Genomic DNA, 17,225 nt, shown 5'->3' with positions numbered 1-17,225 from the left:
CGATGCGTTCCTCCATGAGAAGCAAATGGCTGCAAGCGAAAAGCATAGCAGACTTGACAATCCGGCAAGCACGCCTGACATCCCCATGTCATGGACCTGTCATGTCACGTTGTTAGCATGGCTCGTTCGGTTCGATACATCACAACCCGGTGCCTGCCTCCACCCCTCCTCCATTCGCCATCCTGCGCCGCCGCGTCCTGTCACTGGTCAGCCCCAATGCCTTGCTGCCCGTGACCTGCGTGCTCGGGCTCACGATCGTGCTCTCGATCTGGGCGTTCTACGTCGATCGCGCCGAGCAGGAAAAGACCGTCGCGCGCCAGGCGGCGACCACCAGCAGCGAAAACATCGTCCTCATCGTCGCGACCAATCTCGAGGAAGTGCTGGGCCGGGCCACGCTCTATGCGCGCATCGCCGCCAGCGAAGCGAATGCGGCGCAGCCCGCCGCCTTCCACCTGAATCCGCAGCTGGTCGGCGACTCGGCCTATGTGCGCGCCGTGCTGTTCGACGCCGGCGGCGCCCTGGTCTACTCGTCCGCCAACCAGGACCGGGAGCCCGAGCTGCAGCAGCTGCTCGAACGCGCCGGCGGCGACTCGCCCGACGCGCCGGCGATGGCGATCGGGCGCCCCGCCGCGAGCGGCAAGTATCCCTGGCGCCTGCCGGTCCTGGTCCGGCTCGACGGAGACCGGGGCCACTACGGCGCGATGGTCGACCTGGGTTACTTTTTGGGCAGCTACCGCAACGTCGACCTGGGGCCGGAAGGACGCATAGAGATCGTCCACCAGGACGGCGCGCCGCTGGCGGTCATGCAGGGCGGGATCCTGTTGCCCACGGCGTCGCGCGAGACGGGCCAGGGGATGGAGCCCGCCGCCGGCGCCATCGTTGCCCGCGAAGTCCTGGCCGACATCCCGATCCGGGTCACCGTGACCCAGGATCCGGCGGTCGTCCTGGGCCAACTCGATGCGCAGCACCGGTCGTATTTCCTGCGCGCGGGCGCCTATTCGCTGCTGGTGCTGGTCATCACGATCGGCATCGCGGCCGGCCTGTGGCAACAGCAGCTGCTGCACAGCGCCGTGGCCGTATCGGAACAGGAAAAGCAGCGCCTGATCGCCCAGCTGGAGCAGGAAAAGAGCCGCGCCCTCGCGCTGGCCTCGCAGGACCACCTGACGGGGCTGGCCAACCGCAGGATGTTCCAGGAGATGGCGTCGGCGGAACTCAAGCGGGCCAGGCGCAGTCGCAACCTGTACGCCCTGCTGTTCTTCGACCTCGACCGCTTCAAGGTGATCAACGACACCCTGGGTCACGGCGTCGGCGACCAGCTCCTGAAGGCGGTGGCCGCGCGCCTGCGGGGCGCCGTGCGCGAGTACGACCTGGTTGCCCGGCTGGGCGGCGACGAGTTCGTGGTGCTGCTGTCCGAGGTGCCGTCCGAGGAATTCGTCGCCCAGCTCGCCGGCAAGCTGGTACAGGGCCTGTCGGCGGTCTATCCGAACCTCGACGGCCACGACGTCGAAACGAGTCCCAGCGTCGGCATTGCGCTGTATCCGCGCGACGGCCAGCAGCTCGATGCGCTGCTGCTGCATGCCGACCAGGCGATGTACAGCGTCAAGGCGCGCGGGCGCGGCTTCTTCAGCTTCTACGACGCCTCGCTGAACGCTTCCAGTGCGCTGCATTCGGAACTCGCGGCGCGCTTCAGGCCCGCCATCCATGACGGCGAATTCTGCCTGCACTTCCAACCCAAGCTGACCCTCGACACCCTGCAGATCGTCGGCCTGGAAGCCCTGGTTCGGTGGCAGCATCCCGACCATGGCCTGATCTTCCCGGGCGACTTCATCCCCCTGGCCGAGGAACAGGACTTCATCGCGCCGCTCGGGCGCTGGATCATCGACGCCGTGTGCCGCCAGTTGGCGCAGTGGCGGGCGGACGGCGTGCCGCTGGTGCCGGTGGCGATTAACGTCTCGGCGCGCCAGTTGCGCGACGAAAGGCTGCTGGAAGACTTCCTGGGCGCGTTGGCCCAGCATGGCATCGCACCCGACCTGATCGAAATCGAACTCACCGAGAGCAGCCTCATCGAGGATGCGGAAATGGCGCAGCGCAACCTCGACGCCCTTGCCGGCGCCGGCATCCGGATGGCGCTCGACGACTTCGGCACCGGCTTCTCGGGCCTGTCCCGCTTGAAGCAGTTCCCGATCCATACCGTCAAGATCGACCGCTCCTTCATCCGCGACATCCGCAATGACACCAACGACGCGGTGATCGTCGCCTCGACCATCTCGCTGGCCCACAACCTGGGCCTGACCGTGGTGGCCGAAGGCGTCGAGACGCGCGACCAGCTGGTGCACCTGAAGGCTGCCGGATGCGACCAGGTGCAGGGCTTCTACCTGCAACGCCCGTGCCCCGCGGCGCAGATCGCGCCGCTCCTCCACAAGCAGTTCCTATCCTTCCAGCCGACATGAACCCCGATCCCCGCCGCCGGACCCTCATGCAGCTGCCGCTCCTGGCGGCCCTTGCCGCGCACGGGGCTCATGGCGCGCCGGCGCTGGCGGCGGCCTGCGAACGGCCGGACCGGCTGCGCTTTTCCATCATCCCGCGCGGCGACGTCCGCAAGGAGATCGCGGATCTGCAGCCGCTGCTCGACCAGCTGCGCGCGGCGCTGGGGATCCCGGTGGAAGTCTATGCCGCGCCCTCGTACGGGGCGGTGGTCGAAGCCCTGCTGTCCGGGGCGGTCCACCTGGCCCGGCTGGGGCCCGCGTCCTACGTCTCCGCCAGGCGCGCCGATCCCATGCTCACGCCATTCGCCAACTATGCGAACAAGGCGAGCAGGTTCCAGCCCGCAGGCGCGTTCTATCACTCGCTGCTGATCGTCCGGGCCGGCAGCGCGATCGCGGACGTCCGGGCGCTGCGCGGAAAGCGCCTGGCCCTGGTCGACCCCGAAAGCACCTCGGGCGCCCTGATCCCGCGCCATGTGTTCGCGAAACAGGTCGGCCGGCCGCTGGAAGCGTATTTTTCCCAGGTCGGCTATTCGGGCAGCCATAGCCAGTCGATCAACCGGGTGCTGGCGGGCCAGATCGACGCCGCCTTCGTCGGCAGCCAGAACCTGGCGACGGAGATGGCTTCGCATCCAGCCAGGGAACGCCAGATCCGGGTCGTGTGGCGCTCCGGCCCGATCCCGACCGACCCCTTCGTGTTCAGGGGCCAGCTGTGCGACGACTTGCAGGAGAAGATACGCGGCGCCTTCTTCAAGCGCGGCGGCCCACAGAGCGCGGACGTGCTGGACAAGCTGAACGTCGCCCGCTTCGTGCCGGTGTCTGACCGCGACTACCGGATCGTCCACGAGATTTATTGAGCTGGATGAGAGGCGCTTCGGCCGGCAGCCTCAGAAGAACGGCCAGGCGAGCCGCCCCTTCAGGTGCAGGACGACCCGCAGCGCCGGGTAGCCGAGCGCAAGGCCGAAGGCCAGCAGGCAAGAGGGTTGGCCCATGAAGGCCAGCCAGAACCCGGCGACCATGCCGGCGGCCACCAGCACCATCAGCCATAGCTCGATGCTGAGCAGGAATCCGGACGCTGCGCGCCACACTTGCCGCAACTCGGCGGCGGCTTCGCTGACGGACTTGTCATGGATCATGGCAGTGTCGCTCCCCTGGTGAGACTGGCGCGCACCGCAGGCGGCGGCGCGGCGCCCGGACCGTTACTGCATCCTAACCCCGGCACCGACAAGAGACATTGCCGCGCGCCAATAAATACACAATAGTTCCATTCTCCTGATGCGGCGGCCCGATACCCAGGATGGGAAGCGCTGCAACTGCGCGCCCGTCCGATGCGCGAGACTGGGCGGCGCATGGGCGACCCGATCGTCGGCCCCGTACCAGCCGGTGCTTCCCGGTGAAAAATGGATCCTGATTCCCTACCCGCACGATTTACCGTCCGGCAGGACCATTCACTTTCCCGGAGAACCTCATGAGCATGAAGCACGTCCTGTTCATGGTGACCAACACCCACGAAATCGGTCCGCACAAGCGCCCACGCAATGTGCCTCGCCGCGTTCAGCGGGCTGCGGGCGCTGGCGATGAACCACGACGGCTTGCCGCTCCAGGCCGCATTGGTCACCTTGTCGCCGAATATCGATATGCGCTCGCCGATTCAGGCGTTTTCCGCATGTGCAAACGCAAAGAGATTCGTTCCCGTCGCGAGGCCCTGTCGATACGATCCATGCAACGTCATCACCTGTCATGACAGGATCCACGAGGCTAGCATGGCACTTTTCCAGGCCCTTGAACACTCCGCCGTCCCCCTCCACTCCCAGCTGCGCGAGCGCCTGCGCGAGCGGATCGTGGATGGCAGCTACCAGCCGGGAGCGCGCCTGCCGGCCGAGAGCGAGATCAGCGCGATCTTCGGCGTCAGCCGGATCACCGTGCGCCAGGCCCTGGGCGACCTGCAAAACGAAGGCCTCATCGTCAAGACGCCCGGCAAGGGTTCGTTCGTGGCCCGGCGCACGCCGCGCCAGGACCTGAGTCGTCTCGAGGGCTTTGGCGAAGCGATGTCGCGCCAGGGCTACCAGATCGTCAACCGGGTGGTATCGCACCTGGAAACGGACGCTTTGGCGGCGGTCGCGGACCGCCTCGGCCTGGCGCCCGGCGCGCCGGTCACCGAAGTGCGCCGCGTGCGCTACCTGGACCGGCAACCGGTATCGTTCGAAGTGACTTACCTGCCACCCGAGGTGGGGCGGCGCCTGCGCGGCGAAAACCTGGCCGAACGCGACATCTTCCTGATCCTCGAAGTGGACTACGGCATTGCGCTCGGGCACGCCGACATCCAGATCGGCGCCGTGGCCGCCGATCCTGCCATGGCGACGGCCCTGGGGGTGGCGCCCGGAGCGCCGCTGCTGCGCATCGAACGCCTGACCTGGACTACCGGCGGCGCGCCACTCGATTTCGAATACCTCTATGTGCGTGGCGAAGTCTTCCAGTATGGATTGCGCCTGCCCCGTCACCCTTCACCTTCCCGAGGAAACTGATATGGAAACCCATGTGCAAACCGTCGACGTGCTGGTGATCGGCGGCGGCACCGCCGGCCCGATGGCGGCGGCCAAGGCCAAGGAGGCCAATCCCGCCCTGCGCGTGCTGCTGCTCGAGAAAGCCAACGTCAAGCGCAGCGGCGCCATCTCGATGGGGATGGATGGCCTGAACAATGCGGTCGTCCCCGGCTTCGCCACGCCCGAGCAGTACGTCAAGGAGATCACCGTCGCCAACGACGGCATCGTCAACCAGAAGACGGTGATGGCCTATGCCCGAAACAGCTATGCGATGATCGAAGAACTGGACAGCTGGGGCGTCAAGTTCGAGAAGGACGAGACCGGTGACTACGCGATGCGCAAGGTGCACCATATGGGCACTTATGTGCTGCCGATGCCCGAGGGGCACGACATCAAGAAGGTGCTGTACCGGCGCCTCAAGCGCGCGCGGGTCGAGATCACCAACCGCCTGGTGGCGACGCGGCTCCTGACCGCGTCCGACGGCGCGATCGCCGGCGCCATGGCCTTCGACTGCCGCAGCGGCGACTTCCACGTGATCCGGGCAAAAAGCGTGGTACTGGCCACCGGCGCCGCCGGCCGCCTCGGGCTGCCGGCCTCGGGCTACCTGTTCGGCACCTATGAGAACCCGACCAATGCGGGCGACGGCTACAGCATGGCCTACCACGCCGGGGCCGAGCTGTCCGGCATCGAATGCTTCCAGATCAATCCGCTGATCAAGGATTACAACGGTCCGGCCTGCGCCTACGTCACCGGCCCGTTCGGCGGCCATACCACCAACGGCAAGGGCGAACGCTTCATCGAGTGCGATTACTGGAGCGGCCAGATGATGCAGGAGTTCTACAACGAACTCCAGGGCGGCAACGGCCCCGTGTTCCTCAAGATGAACCACCTGGCCGAGGAAACCATCCAGACCATCGAGACCATCCTGCACACCAACGAACGGCCCAGCCGCGGGCGCTTCCACGCCGGCCGCGGCACCGACTACCGCGAGCAGATGGTCGAGATGCACATCTCGGAGATCGGCCTGTGCAGCGGCCACTCGGCGTCCGGGGTCTGGGTCGACGAGCAGGCCCGCACCACGGTGCCCGGCCTGCACGCTGCCGGCGACCTGGCCTGCGTACCGCACAACTATATGCTGGGCGCCTTCGTCTACGGCCGCCTGGCGGGCGAAAGCGCGGCCGCCTACTGCGCCGGGAACGCCCTGCCGGAACTCGACGAAGCCCAGGTCGAGGCCGAACGCGCCCGGGTCTGGGCGCCGCTCTCGCGCCAGGACGGCCTGCCCGCGAACCAGGTCGAATACAAGCTGCGCCGCATGGTCAACGACTACCTGCAACCGCCCAAGGTCACGCGCAAGATGGAGATCGGCCTGCAGCGCTTCGAGGCCATCCGCACCGACCTCGATCGCCTGCAGGCGCGCGACCCGCACGAGTTGATGCGCTGCATGGAAGTGCATGCGATCCGCGACTGCGCCGAAATGGCGGCGCGCGCCTCGCTGTACCGCACCGAGAGCCGCTGGGGGCTCTATCACAACCGCGTCGACTACCCGCAGCGCAACGACGCCGACTGGTTCGTGCACGTGCAACTCAAGAAGCAGGACGGCCGCATGACCTGCTTCAAGCGCCCGATCGCCCCGTATATCGTGCCGCTCGACGAGGTCGAGAAAGACGCCTACCGCCGCCTGCGTGTGCACCAGGCCGCGCACGACGCCCCGCAGCCGGCCGCTGTCTAGGAGAACCGTATGCCGACCACCATCAACATCACCAGCGTCCCGGTCACCGTGGACGAAGACAAGTGCATCGCGCACAAGGGCTGCACTGTCTGCGTCGACGTCTGCCCGCTCGACGTGCTGGCCATCGACCTGAGCCGGGGCACGGCCTACATGAAGTTCGACGAGTGCTGGTACTGCATGCCGTGCGAGAAGGACTGCCCGACCGGCGCCGTGCACGTCGATATTCCCTATCTGCTGCGCTGAGCGCGGCGTCCACAGCAAGTCGTCCACCACCAGGAGAGAACATGAAACCGCACCGCACGCTGCTCGCGCTGTCGCTGCTGCTATCGTTTGCCAGCGCCCACGCGGCGGAAACGATCCGCATCGCCATCGGAACCCAGGACACGACGATCAACTGCGCCACCGGCGGCCTGTTGATCCGCGAACTCGGGCTGCTCGAGAAATACCTGCCGCGCGCCGGCAAGTACAAGGACGTGAAATACGATATCCAGTGGAAGAATTTCACCTCCGGTGCGCCGCTCACGAACGAGATGGTGGCCGGCAAGCTCGACATCGGCGCCATGGCCGACTTCCCCGGCTCGTTCAACGGCGCCGCCCATGCCAAGGCGGGCAAGAAAAGCATCTTCATCAACGTCCTGTCCGGCAGCACCACGGGTTCCGGCAACGGCATCGTGGTGCCGAAGGCGTCGGCCGTGCAGTCGCTGGCCGAACTGAAAGGCAAGACCATCTCGGTGCCGTTCGCTTCCACCGCCCATGGCATGCTGCTGCGTGCGGTGCAGGCCCAGGGCTGGGACCCCGAGCGCGACGTCAACATCACGCCCCAGGCGCCGGAAGTGGCGGGATCGGCCCTGCAAGGCAACAAGATCGAGGCGCATGCCGACTTCGTGCCGTTCGCCGAGCTGTTTCCGCACCGCGGCTATGCCCGCAAGATCTTCGACGGTTCGCAGGCCAGGGCGCCGACCCTGCACGGCAGCCTGGTCGACGCCGCCTATGCCGGCAAGTATCCCGAGGTCGTGGTGGCCTACCAGCGCGCCGCGCTCGAGGCCGACCGCCTGATCGCGGCCGAACCCGAGAAGTACAGCGAGCTGATCGCCAGGGTGACCGGCATCGAGGCCGAAGTGAACTACCTGTTCCACGGACCGCTCGGCCTGCAGACGCGCGACTTCAGCTGGAAGCCGGAATACCGCCAGGCGGTCAAGACCTCGATCGCGACCCTGCGCCTGCTCAAGCGCACCGACAGCGACATCGACGCCGCCACCTTCATCGACGACCGCTATATCCGCGCCGCCTACCAGCAGGCCGGCCTGGATTACGACAAGCAGCTGAAGAACTACGCCAAGCTGCCGCTCGCGGCGACAGACGCCGTCAGCGGCAAGCCGATCGCCGACGTCAAGCGCCTGACCCAGATCTGGGTCCAGGGCGAGCCGCTGGTGCGCCACTACGCCAGCGCCACCACGGCCTTCGCCGAGCTGCGCAAACTCGAGCAGGCCGGCAAGAAGGTGCGCACCGTCTACGCCCACGACCAGAACACGGGGCTCAAGCTGCTCGCCGGCGACGCCTGGTTCGTCGTCGACGGCAAGGAGATCAGCGCCTTCCTGCTCAAGGCCGACGCCGAAGCGCATGCACAGAAGAACAAGTCCCGGGTCGTCGACTACGACACCCTCAAGTCGGCCCGTTCGGCCTGAGCGCCGGAGCCGCCGATGGAAGCGCTTCGAATCGCCTGGCTCGACCCCGCCCTGTCTCGCAAGCTGGGACGGCTGCTGCTGCGCCTGTTGTCGGTGGCAGCCTGTATCGCGGCGTGGCAGTGGGCCGCGTCGCGCCACCTGAACCTGGGGCTGGTCACCTTCCAGAACGTGCCATCGCCGCGCGAGGTGCTGGAGGCGGCAGCGGCGCTGGTCGAGTCGCCCAAGCTCGAGCGGCACCTGACGGCCAGCGTCCAGCGCGTGTTTTCCGGCTTCGCCGGCGCCATGGTGGCGGGCATCGCCCTGGGCCTGCTGATCGGCCGCTCGCGCCTGCTGGAAGACGTGTTGCTGCCACCGCTGGAAGTGCTGCGGCCGATTCCGGCCGTGGCCTGGATTCCGCTGGCGATCCTGATGTTCCCGTCGTCCGAGATGTCGATGGTCTACATCACCTTCATCGGCGCGCTGTTCCCGATCCTGCTCAACACGATCCACGGCGTCGAAGGCGTCGACCCGCGCCTGGTCGCGTCCTCGCGCAGCCTGGGGGCTGGACGCCGGGCCATCTTCACCGAAGTGATCCTGCCGGCGGCGGCGCCGAACATCGTCACCGGACTGTCGATCGGCATGGGCACCGCCTGGTTCTGCCTGGTGACGGCCGAGATGATCTCCGGGCAGTACGGCATCGGCTACTACACCTGGGCCTCGTGCACCATCCAGGACTATCCCGAGATCGTGGTCGGCATGCTGTTCATCGGCGTGATAGGGATGGGCAGCAGCATTCTGGTGAAAAAGATCGGCAACCTGTTTCTGCCGTGGTACCTCATGCAAAGGAAGAAGCCATGAACCAGCTGTCGCCGCTGGAAAGCGTGCGCCTGGCGCAAGCCGGCGCCCCGACCGGCCGCATCGAGATCGACGACCTGACCATCCGCCTGGGCGAAGGCAGCCAGGCCTTCGATGCGGTGCAGGGCGTGTCGCTGTCGATCGTCCCCGGCGAATTCGTGTGCGTGCTGGGGCCGTCCGGCTGCGGCAAGTCGACCCTGCTGGGCGCGCTGGCCGGCCACTGGAAACCGGACAAGGGAGCGATCCGCATCGACGGCGAGCCCGTCGCCGGCCCGCATCCCGACCGCGGCCTGGTGTTCCAGCACCACACCCTGTTCCCCTGGAAGAAGGTGCTCGACAACGTGGCCTTCGGCCTGAAGATGAAAGGCGTTGGCAGGCGCGCCCGCCACGACAGCGCCCGCGCGCTGCTCGCGCTGGTGGGGCTGGCCGGCTTCGAGGACCGCTATCCGATCCAGCTCTCGGGCGGCATGCAGCAGCGGGTCGAGATCGCGCGCGTGCTGATCAACCAGCCGCGCGTGATGCTGATGGACGAACCGTTCGGCGCGCTCGACGCCCAGACCCGGCTCAAGATGCAGGAGCTGCTGCTGGAAGTCTGGGCGCGGGTGAAGACCACGGTGGTCTTCATCACCCACGATATCGACGAAGCGCTGTTCCTGGCCGACCGGATCGTGGTGATGAGCCCGCGGCCGGGCCGCATCATCGAGGAGCTGCGCCTGGACTTCGCGCGCCCGCGCCACCCCGACCTGGTGACGTCGCCCGAATTCATGCGGCTCAAGCGCCACTGTCTCGACTTGCTGCACCCCCAGGCCCGGATCGTTCCGCTCGAGCGCCTGAGCCCCCTCGGCCCGCCGAGCGCCCCCCATACCAACCGATAAACGACAAGGATGTTCCCGTGACCGCCCTACCGTATCAAGACCCGCAACTGGCCGCGCTGGCCCCGCGCCTGCAGGATATCGATGCAACCGTACGCCGGATCGCCGTGCTCGACCTGGCCGACCTGGATGGCGACGCCCACCTGCCGCTCCTGATCGCCGCGCTCGGCGACGACGCGGCCCCGGTGCGCGCCGAGGCGGCGCGCGCGCTGGAAGCCTTCGAGACACCGCAATCCGTGGCCGGCCTGGCGCGCCTGCTGTCCGATGCCGACGAAGAAGTGCGCGCGGCGGCGGCGCATGGCCTGTCCGAGCTCAAGCAGCCAGCATCGGCGGCGCAGCTGACGCCGTATATCGGCAGCGGCGACAGTTTCGTGCGCGCGGCCGCCTTGCGCGGCGTGCGCGAGCTACGCGTGCCCGCCAGCTTCGCACCGGCGCTCGATGCCTTGCTGGACGAGAATGCGCTGGTCAGGCGCGAAGCGGTCGCGGTGCTCGGCTACCTCAAGCAAGAGGGAGCCCTGCCCGCCCTGACGCGCATCGTCCGGTGCGATCCCGCGCCCGAGGTACGCCGCGCCGCGGCGGGCGCGCTCGGTTTCGCGGATGGCCCCGCAGTGCTGGACGCGCTGCTGGCCGCGCTGGCTGACGCGGCCTGGCCGGTGCGCGAAGAAGCGGCGACCACGCTGGGCAAGCTGCGCCTGCAGGGCGCGGCGCCGGCATTGATTGCGGCCCTGGCCGATCCCTACTGGCAGGTGCGCTTGCGCGCCGCGCGCAGCCTGGGGCGGTTGCGCAGTGCGGATGCCTTGCCCGCGCTGCTGTCGGCACTGGAGCATGCGATCGGCAATCTGCGCAAGGAAGCGGCGCTGGCGCTGGGAGAGATCGGCTCGCCCCTGGCGCTGGAGGCCTTGGCGCTGGCGGCCGGCGACCCCGACCCCGAGGTGCGCAAATCGGTGCGGCTGGCGATCCAGCAGATCGGAGCGGTGACGTGAGCACCACGCCGGACGCCATCGAGAACCACCTGCTGCGGGGCGTGCTGGACTTGTCGTGGGCGGATGGCAGCGCGCGCAGCTGGACCCACGCGGCATTGCGCGCCTCCTGCCCCTGCGCCGAATGCCGCGCCCGACGACGCGCCGGGCTGGCGGTCGAGGCCGACACACGGGTGCGCATCGCCGTCATCGAGCCGGTGGGGGCTTATGGGCTCAATCTCGGATTCACGGATGGACACCGGCGAGGGATCTATCCGTTTGCGATGCTGGTCGGGGCGGAAGAAGTAAAGCGCGACTAGTCGGCATCCTGGTTCGTGACAAAGTGCTCAGGCCGAAGGCGGTTTCTTTCCGTTGCGGATGCGGCGCTCGCCTGTTGCGGAACCATCGGACAAGGTTCGCTTCACCTTCGCAGCTAGCGGGACGGCTTTGCTCGTCAGATCCAGGGACATCAACCTGTCGACTGTTTCGTTCATGCTGTTGACCAACTCATTAAGCTCCTCTTGATGGGCTTTTGCGCGATCGTTAATTTTGTTTTTTATATCGAGGGCGCGACGGATGAGTTCCGCTGGCGCCACCCCAGTATCGTCGCCCGAGGTGGCAACAGAATCGTCCTCAGGCGTGAAGCTTGCCACAGGCTGTGCTTCACGCCGGATCGGAACGAACGCCACCTCCAGACCGAAGAACTGACCGATCCGGTTCATCGTCGCCATCGTCGGATTGCCCTGTCCGAGTTCGAGCGCCTTGATTACCCTGGCGCTGACGCCGCGATGGCGCGCGAAGTCTTCTTGTGTCATCCCTGAGATTGCCCGCATCTCGCGCACGCCTTCGGTGAGCGAGAGCCTGGCGGCGGCTGCCGATTCCAGCATGCGATTGCGTCGCTCCCGAATCTGCGTCTTGTCGATCGGCTTTCTTCTGCTCATGACTACCTCAATGCCAGGATGTGGGTTCGTTGCGCTTCGACGCTGGGTTTGACGAATTCGACGATGTCATCGTCGATGCCTGCCTCGCGCATATAGTCGGGCAAGGTCGCCAGTTGTTCGCCAAAGCGGACCAGGGCGTCCACCACCTGCGCATGCTCCGGACCGGACAAGGCCAGGTGATCCAGGATGTCCGTCCAGTGCCGAAGTTCCTTGCGTGTTTCACGGTGATACCAGCGCGCCGAGCGCGTGATGCCCTCGGGGTCCAGGTACATCGGTGCGAAATCGAACAGGGGCGTCAGGCGAACGATACCATCGGCAGATTGCACCGCTGTGTTGCGAGCATGGTTATCGGTATTGCGCATGGCCAGGTTGAGCACGTCGCGCCGGATGAACTCGATGGTCTCTCCGGTCGGATCATCCACGACCTTGCGTATTGCCTCCAGCAGCTCGAACTGGTTGGCCTGGGTACCGAAACCGGCCAGTCCGGCGATCGAGGCCACGCTCTCCTGGTGAAAGCGCTGTACGCATCCGTCCTGTGCGCGGCGGTCGAAGCGAGGAACGAACAAGGTGTTTTCATGCCATGTCGGCAGGTCGAAGGTACGGATGCCAAGTCGGTGAGCGACTTCCATATAGCCGGCTTCGTTGCGCAACACCTTGCGGTCGTCTTCGGATGACCCGCGTGGTCGCTTGACAATGTAATGGCGCCGGGCACGGTCGTCGGGGAGCGCCGCATCCGGATACCATTTGCCGTCATGCCCTTCGGTCAACAGGTATTTGGGGGCGACTCCCTGCACGCCAGTGCCACCTGCCGCCAGCATGCCATGGACCATCATCACTTCATGGAAGTCTGCCGAACGTGCGAGCAATTCATCGACATCGAAGCCCTCGGCAGCAACATCATGGCGTTCGACATGCTGCTCGTAATAATGCACGGCTTCCCGTACCCGCAGTCGCCCGATGGGATTGAAGGCGCCTGCGCAGAGCAGCGGGAGATCGGACGCCTGGGCATCGGGGAGCTTGAGATGATCGAGGAGAAACTTGCGACCATTCCCTTGCGGTACGAGGTCGTACAAAAACGTAGGCCAGGCCGCGCGAACATGGCGATCGGCATCGACTGGAACGACGAGCGAGACTGGCAACGGCGCGTCACCGAAAGCGTAGGGCAAATCGTATTCGAACACGCAATCGTTGGCCCTGAAGCCGTTGCGGACGATGTCTGAAAAGCTCGCAGTGGCAGCTGCGATCCACTGGCCGTCCTGGAAAATCTCGATATGGCAATCCATATTCGCTCAACGCCCTTAAAGTGCACTATATGATCCTGAAACCAGTATAGCAGCTGGCTTGTGCACTGGACAGCAGATAGCATGCGGCCATATTCGCAACTGACACATTATCCAGTCCAAATGAAAATTGCCGGCGTCAGCCGGCAATTTTCAATCCTGTTCTGCGTCGAGCCTCAGACGCATCCCTAGAAATCGAACTGCGCCGACACCAGCGCGGTGCGCGACGCGGCCGCAGTGGCGAAGGTGCCGTTGGCCAGCCAATAGGCCTTGTCGGCGACGTTCTCGACGCTGGCGCGCAGGATGACGGGGCGGCCCATCAGGCTAGTGCGATAGCGGGCGCCGATATCGAAGCGGGTCCAGGACGGCAGGAACAGCGTGTTGGCGGCGTTGTACGGGATGTCCGAGGTGTGGATGGCGCGGGCATTGAAGCTCAGGCCAGGCACCTGCACCAGATCCCAGTCGAGGCCGGCGCTGAGGGCGCGCTTCGGCACGCCGTTGGCGTCGTTACCCTCGTTCAAGCCACCCTGGGTTTTCTCCAGTTCGGCGTCATAGAAGGTGGCGCTGGCCATCAGGCGCAGGTTGCGCACGGCCTCGCCCATGACCGACAGTTCCAGGCCGCGGTTGCGCTGGTTGCCGTCCATGCTGTAGATCGTGGTGACCGGATCGGTAACGGCGTTCGGACGATCGATCTGGAACACGGAGATGCCGGTCAGGAGCTTGCCCTGCTCGACCTTCACGCCGGCCTCGTACTGCTTCGATTTATACGGAGCGAACACCTCGCCTGCATTCGCCGCAGTCTGAGGCGCCATGGCGCCGCGCGTCAGCCCGGACGTGAAGTTGGTGTACAGCGACACATTGGCCATCGGCTTGACCACGATCCCGAGCAGCGGCGAGGTCGCGCTCTCGTCGTACGAGGTCGTGCTGGCTCCGCTCGGTGCGATGTTCTTCGCAACGACCTTCTGCTTGCGCACGCCGCCGGTCACCAGCAGGCGGTTGTCGAAGAACGACAGGGTATCGGTGAGGGCGATACTGGACAGTTCGGTGCCCGAGGTCGTGGTCGGCGACTGGCGCACCCCGGTCATGACCGGCAGCGGCGCCGGATGATAGATGTTCGAGTCCACCGCGGTGCCGGCCGGCGCCGGCAGGTAGAAGCTGCCGGATTCCTGTTCCAGGCGCGAGGCCGAGACGGTAAACAGGTGCTTCACGCCCAGCCCTTCGACGGTGGCGCGGGCGCCGACCTCGCCGGTCTTGTTGCGGGTGGCGGCGTCGTACCAGGCGCTGGTGATGCGCAGATTGCCCGCCATGTCGATCGCATCGTTGCCGCGCGCCGCAGGGAAGTCCTGCTCGTAGGCGTTATAGTGGTAGCCGGCGGCGGCGTACAGCATCACGTTCGGGGCCAGGTCGTACTCCAGGCGCGACGAAATGGCCGAGTCGCGCATCGCGAGTTCGACGCCCGGATACATCGCGCGCTTGCCGGACGGCGCATCCGGGATCCGCGTCACGTTGGGACGGAAGGTGGACTGGCCGCGGAAACCGTCGGTGTCTTCGCGCTGGGCATAGGCATCGACCACCCAGCGCAGGTTCGACGAACGATAGTCGAGCGCCAGAGCGGCCAGGCCGGATTCGGTCTTGCTGTGGTCGAGCGTGTTGTCGCCATTGCGGTAGACGCCGTTGAAGCGCACGCCCCATTGGCCGGCATCGCCGAAGCGGCGGCCGACGTCCACGTGGGTGCCGAAGATCGACTTGCTCTCGAAGGTGCCGGTGATGCGGGTCAGCGGCTTGTCGCCAGCGCGCTTGGTGACGATATTGATGCTGCCGCCGACGCTGCCGCCGGGGGGGATGCCATACATGAGCGTGCCCGGGCCTTTCAGCACTTCGACGCGGTCCATCATCGCCGCCGGCATCCGGTTGCCCGAGGCGAGTCCGTACAGGCCGTTCACGCCGACGTCGCCGCTGCCCACGCCAAAGCCGCGAATCTGGAAGTCTTCGCTGAAGCCCGAGGTCGAGGTCTGCACCCGCACCGACGCTTCGTTGACGAGCACGTCGGCCAGCGTGCGCGCCTGCTGGTCTTCCAGCAACTGCGAGGTGTAGTTGGTCGTGCTGAACGGCGTATCCATGATGTCGCTTGCCCCGAGCACGCCAACGCCGCCGCGGCGCGCCACGCCGCCGCCCATGTACGGCGCCTCGTCCAGCGTGCGGGCGCCGGTCACCAGCACTTGCTCGATCTGCGGCGCCGCGCTGTCCTGGGCATGCGCGGTGCCGGCCAGCAGCGCGATCGGCGCGAGAACGAATGCGCTACCCCAGACCCTGCGGATCATCAGACACAGCTCCGTGGGACGATTGGATTGGGCAGATGGCGGAGTCCGAAGCTTGGTCATGAAGAGGTCCAGTAAGAATTGAGATTGAATGCAAATGAGAATTATACTCATTTGCATAATCAATCACAATATTCCTGATGGATTCATCTCCTTGTCGACCCTCGAAAAGAAGGACTGCGGCAGCGTCTTACGGGGCCCTTGGCGCTGTCCTGGGGCCGCGCGCAGCCAGATCCTCTCGCCGATGATCTGACTGCTGCCCCCCCCCCTTCAGTCCGGCCGGCCGGCATGGCTGCCGCCTCGCGCTCCCCACACGGCGTAGAACAGCACGTACAGCTCGCATGCCGCCGTCAGGAGGAACGACAGTTGCAGCCCGACGGTATCGGCGAGCCAGCCTTGCGCGATGACCAGCGCCCCACCGGCAATGGCCATGATCAGCAGGCCCGCGCCCTCCTCGGTGAGCGGCCCCAGGCCCCGGATGCCCAGCGTGAAGATGGTCGGGAACATCACCGAATGGAACAGGCCGACCGAGACCAGCGCCCACAGCGCGACCTGGCCGGTTCCCAGCGCGGCGACCAGCATGACCATGAAGGCGCCGATGCTGGCCATCGCCAGCACGTGCTGCGCCGCCACCCGGCGCATCAGGACGCTGCCGGCAAAACGCCCAACCATCATGCCGCCCCACATCAGGAACAGGTAATGGGCGCCCTGCTCGTGGCTCAGGTTGCCGATCTCCGGCAGCGCCACGAAGTTGATGAACAGGTTGGCGACGCCGATTTCCGCGATCAGGTAGATGAAGATCGCCGGGATGCCGAGCACCAGGTTCCGGTGGCGCCACAGCGACAGCGTGGCGCGCACTTCCTTGCTGACGCGGCGCGTGCCGGCATGCAGCGCCGGCAGCGGGAAACGGGCGATCGCCACCGCCAGCAATACCAGCACACCCGCCACGATAAGGTAGGGCAGCTGGACTGCCTGGGCATCGGCGAGGCGCTCGGCCTGGGTAAGGACCGTGTTCGCCTCGGCGGTGCCGGAGTTCGAGCGCCCCAGGATCAGATAGGCGCCGAACAGCGGCGCCAGCGTCGTGCCGAGCGAGTTGAAGGCCTGGACCAGGTTCAGGCGCGACGAGGCTGTTTCTGGCGAGCCTACCACGGTCACGTAGGGGTTGGCCGACACCTGCAGCAAGGTGATGCCGCTGGCGATCACGAACAGCGCGAACAGGGTGACGCCATACGATGGCAGCCGCGCGGCCGGGACCATCAGCAGGGAGCCCACGGCCATGATGGCCAGGCCGGTCACGATCGCCCGCTTGTAGCCGACGCGCTCGATCAGCCGCGCCGACGGGATCGACGCGATGAAGTAGGCGGCGAACCAGACCGATTCGATCAGCGTCGTCTGGGTATAGCTCAGGTCGAACACGCTGCGCAGGTGCGGCAGCAGGGTATTATTGATGACGGTGATGAAGCCCCAGATGAAGAACAGGCTCGACAGCAGCGACATGACGGCGAAGCTGCTGACCCTCACCGATCCGGCTACGGTGGAAGCTGTGCCGGAAGCGGCAGTGGGACCGGGCATGGAAGACTC

16 protein-coding genes are annotated in these 17,225 nt (G+C 66.2%); 11 read left to right on the top strand and 5 right to left on the bottom strand.

The annotated features are described in order from the left end of the window. The first annotated feature begins 149 nt into the window (after window positions 1-149). Both AC3A6F_RS07955 and AC3A6F_RS07950 read left to right on the top strand, forming a co-directional pair. Window positions 150-2,450, top strand: coding sequence for a putative bifunctional diguanylate cyclase/phosphodiesterase (locus tag AC3A6F_RS07955; protein ID WP_487679553.1), 2,301 nt, complete (start codon window positions 150-152; stop codon window positions 2,448-2,450). Next, complete coding sequence (locus AC3A6F_RS07950; RefSeq protein WP_487679551.1) at window positions 2,447-3,340, top strand: phosphate/phosphite/phosphonate ABC transporter substrate-binding protein; 894 nt, start codon at window positions 2,447-2,449, stop codon at window positions 3,338-3,340. Before AC3A6F_RS07955 ends, AC3A6F_RS07950 begins: the two co-directional genes overlap by 4 nt. Window positions 3,341-3,370: 30 nt before the next feature. On the opposite strand, the gene AC3A6F_RS07945 is transcribed toward AC3A6F_RS07950, so the two are convergent. Continuing rightward, window positions 3,371-3,619, bottom strand: coding sequence for a hypothetical protein (locus tag AC3A6F_RS07945; protein WP_487679549.1), 249 nt, complete (start codon window positions 3,617-3,619; stop codon window positions 3,371-3,373). A 332-nt stretch (window positions 3,620-3,951) separates the two neighbouring features. Here AC3A6F_RS07945 and AC3A6F_RS07940 point away from each other — a divergent pair, with 332 nt between their 5' ends. From AC3A6F_RS07940 to AC3A6F_RS07900, 9 genes are read left to right on the top strand one after another with little or no spacing between them, the layout of a single operon-like run. Beyond that, a complete protein-coding gene (locus AC3A6F_RS07940; protein WP_487679547.1) occupies window positions 3,952-4,227 on the top strand; it encodes a hypothetical protein in 276 nt (91 codons plus the stop codon). A 19-nt stretch (window positions 4,228-4,246) separates the two neighbouring features. Then, the gene (locus AC3A6F_RS07935; RefSeq protein ID WP_487679545.1) at window positions 4,247-5,008 is read left to right on the top strand and encodes a GntR family transcriptional regulator; all 762 of its coding nucleotides are present in this window, start codon (window positions 4,247-4,249) and stop codon (window positions 5,006-5,008) included. A 1-nt stretch (window position 5,009) separates the two neighbouring features. Next, window positions 5,010-6,755 carry a fumarate reductase/succinate dehydrogenase flavoprotein subunit gene (locus AC3A6F_RS07930; protein WP_487679543.1) on the top strand — a complete coding sequence of 582 codons (1,746 nt, stop codon included), beginning with the start codon at window positions 5,010-5,012 and terminating at the stop codon, window positions 6,753-6,755. 9 nt (window positions 6,756-6,764) lie between these two features. After that, the gene (locus AC3A6F_RS07925; protein WP_487679541.1) at window positions 6,765-6,998 is read left to right on the top strand and encodes a 4Fe-4S dicluster domain-containing protein; all 234 of its coding nucleotides are present in this window, start codon (window positions 6,765-6,767) and stop codon (window positions 6,996-6,998) included. Between the two features lie 41 nt (window positions 6,999-7,039). Next, window positions 7,040-8,440 (top strand): ABC transporter substrate-binding protein, encoded by a 1,401-nt coding sequence (locus AC3A6F_RS07920; protein WP_487679539.1) that lies wholly within the window; start codon window positions 7,040-7,042, stop codon window positions 8,438-8,440. A gap of 15 nt (window positions 8,441-8,455) precedes the next feature. After that, window positions 8,456-9,277 (top strand): ABC transporter permease, encoded by an 822-nt coding sequence (locus AC3A6F_RS07915; RefSeq protein ID WP_487679537.1) that lies wholly within the window; start codon window positions 8,456-8,458, stop codon window positions 9,275-9,277. Then, window positions 9,274-10,149, top strand: a complete 876-nt coding sequence (locus AC3A6F_RS07910; protein ID WP_487679535.1) for an ABC transporter ATP-binding protein — start codon at window positions 9,274-9,276, stop codon at window positions 10,147-10,149. The genes AC3A6F_RS07915 and AC3A6F_RS07910 overlap by 4 nt, the downstream gene beginning before the upstream one ends. A gap of 17 nt (window positions 10,150-10,166) precedes the next feature. Next, window positions 10,167-11,129 carry a HEAT repeat domain-containing protein gene (locus AC3A6F_RS07905; protein WP_487679533.1) on the top strand — a complete coding sequence of 321 codons (963 nt, stop codon included), beginning with the start codon at window positions 10,167-10,169 and terminating at the stop codon, window positions 11,127-11,129. Continuing rightward, window positions 11,126-11,425, top strand: a complete 300-nt coding sequence (locus tag AC3A6F_RS07900) for a DUF971 domain-containing protein (protein WP_487679532.1) — start codon at window positions 11,126-11,128, stop codon at window positions 11,423-11,425. Before AC3A6F_RS07905 ends, AC3A6F_RS07900 begins: the two co-directional genes overlap by 4 nt. 27 nt (window positions 11,426-11,452) lie before the next feature. On the opposite strand, the gene AC3A6F_RS07895 is transcribed toward AC3A6F_RS07900, so the two are convergent. The 4 genes from AC3A6F_RS07895 to AC3A6F_RS07880 all read right to left on the bottom strand — a co-directional run bounded on the left by AC3A6F_RS07895 (window position 11,453) and on the right by AC3A6F_RS07880 (window position 17,216). Then, window positions 11,453-12,046: a helix-turn-helix domain-containing protein gene (locus tag AC3A6F_RS07895; RefSeq protein ID WP_487679530.1), complete on the bottom strand. Its 594-nt coding sequence runs from the start codon at window positions 12,044-12,046 to the stop codon at window positions 11,453-11,455. 2 nt (window positions 12,047-12,048) lie between these two features. Next, the gene (locus AC3A6F_RS07890; RefSeq protein WP_487679528.1) at window positions 12,049-13,329 is read right to left on the bottom strand and encodes a type II toxin-antitoxin system HipA family toxin; all 1,281 of its coding nucleotides are present in this window, start codon (window positions 13,327-13,329) and stop codon (window positions 12,049-12,051) included. Window positions 13,330-13,514: 185 nt separating this feature from the next. Next, the gene (locus AC3A6F_RS07885; protein ID WP_487679526.1) at window positions 13,515-15,647 is read right to left on the bottom strand and encodes a TonB-dependent receptor; all 2,133 of its coding nucleotides are present in this window, start codon (window positions 15,645-15,647) and stop codon (window positions 13,515-13,517) included. A gap of 267 nt (window positions 15,648-15,914) precedes the next feature. After that, window positions 15,915-17,216, bottom strand: a complete 1,302-nt coding sequence (locus AC3A6F_RS07880; protein ID WP_487679524.1) for a sugar MFS transporter — start codon at window positions 17,214-17,216, stop codon at window positions 15,915-15,917. Window positions 17,217-17,225: the final 9 nt, after the last annotated feature.

The organism is Massilia sp. Soil_C_3, assembly GCF_057657035.1.
The sequence above is the reverse complement of the archived record's forward strand: the minus strand, read 5'-3'. Positions and strand labels throughout refer to the sequence as shown.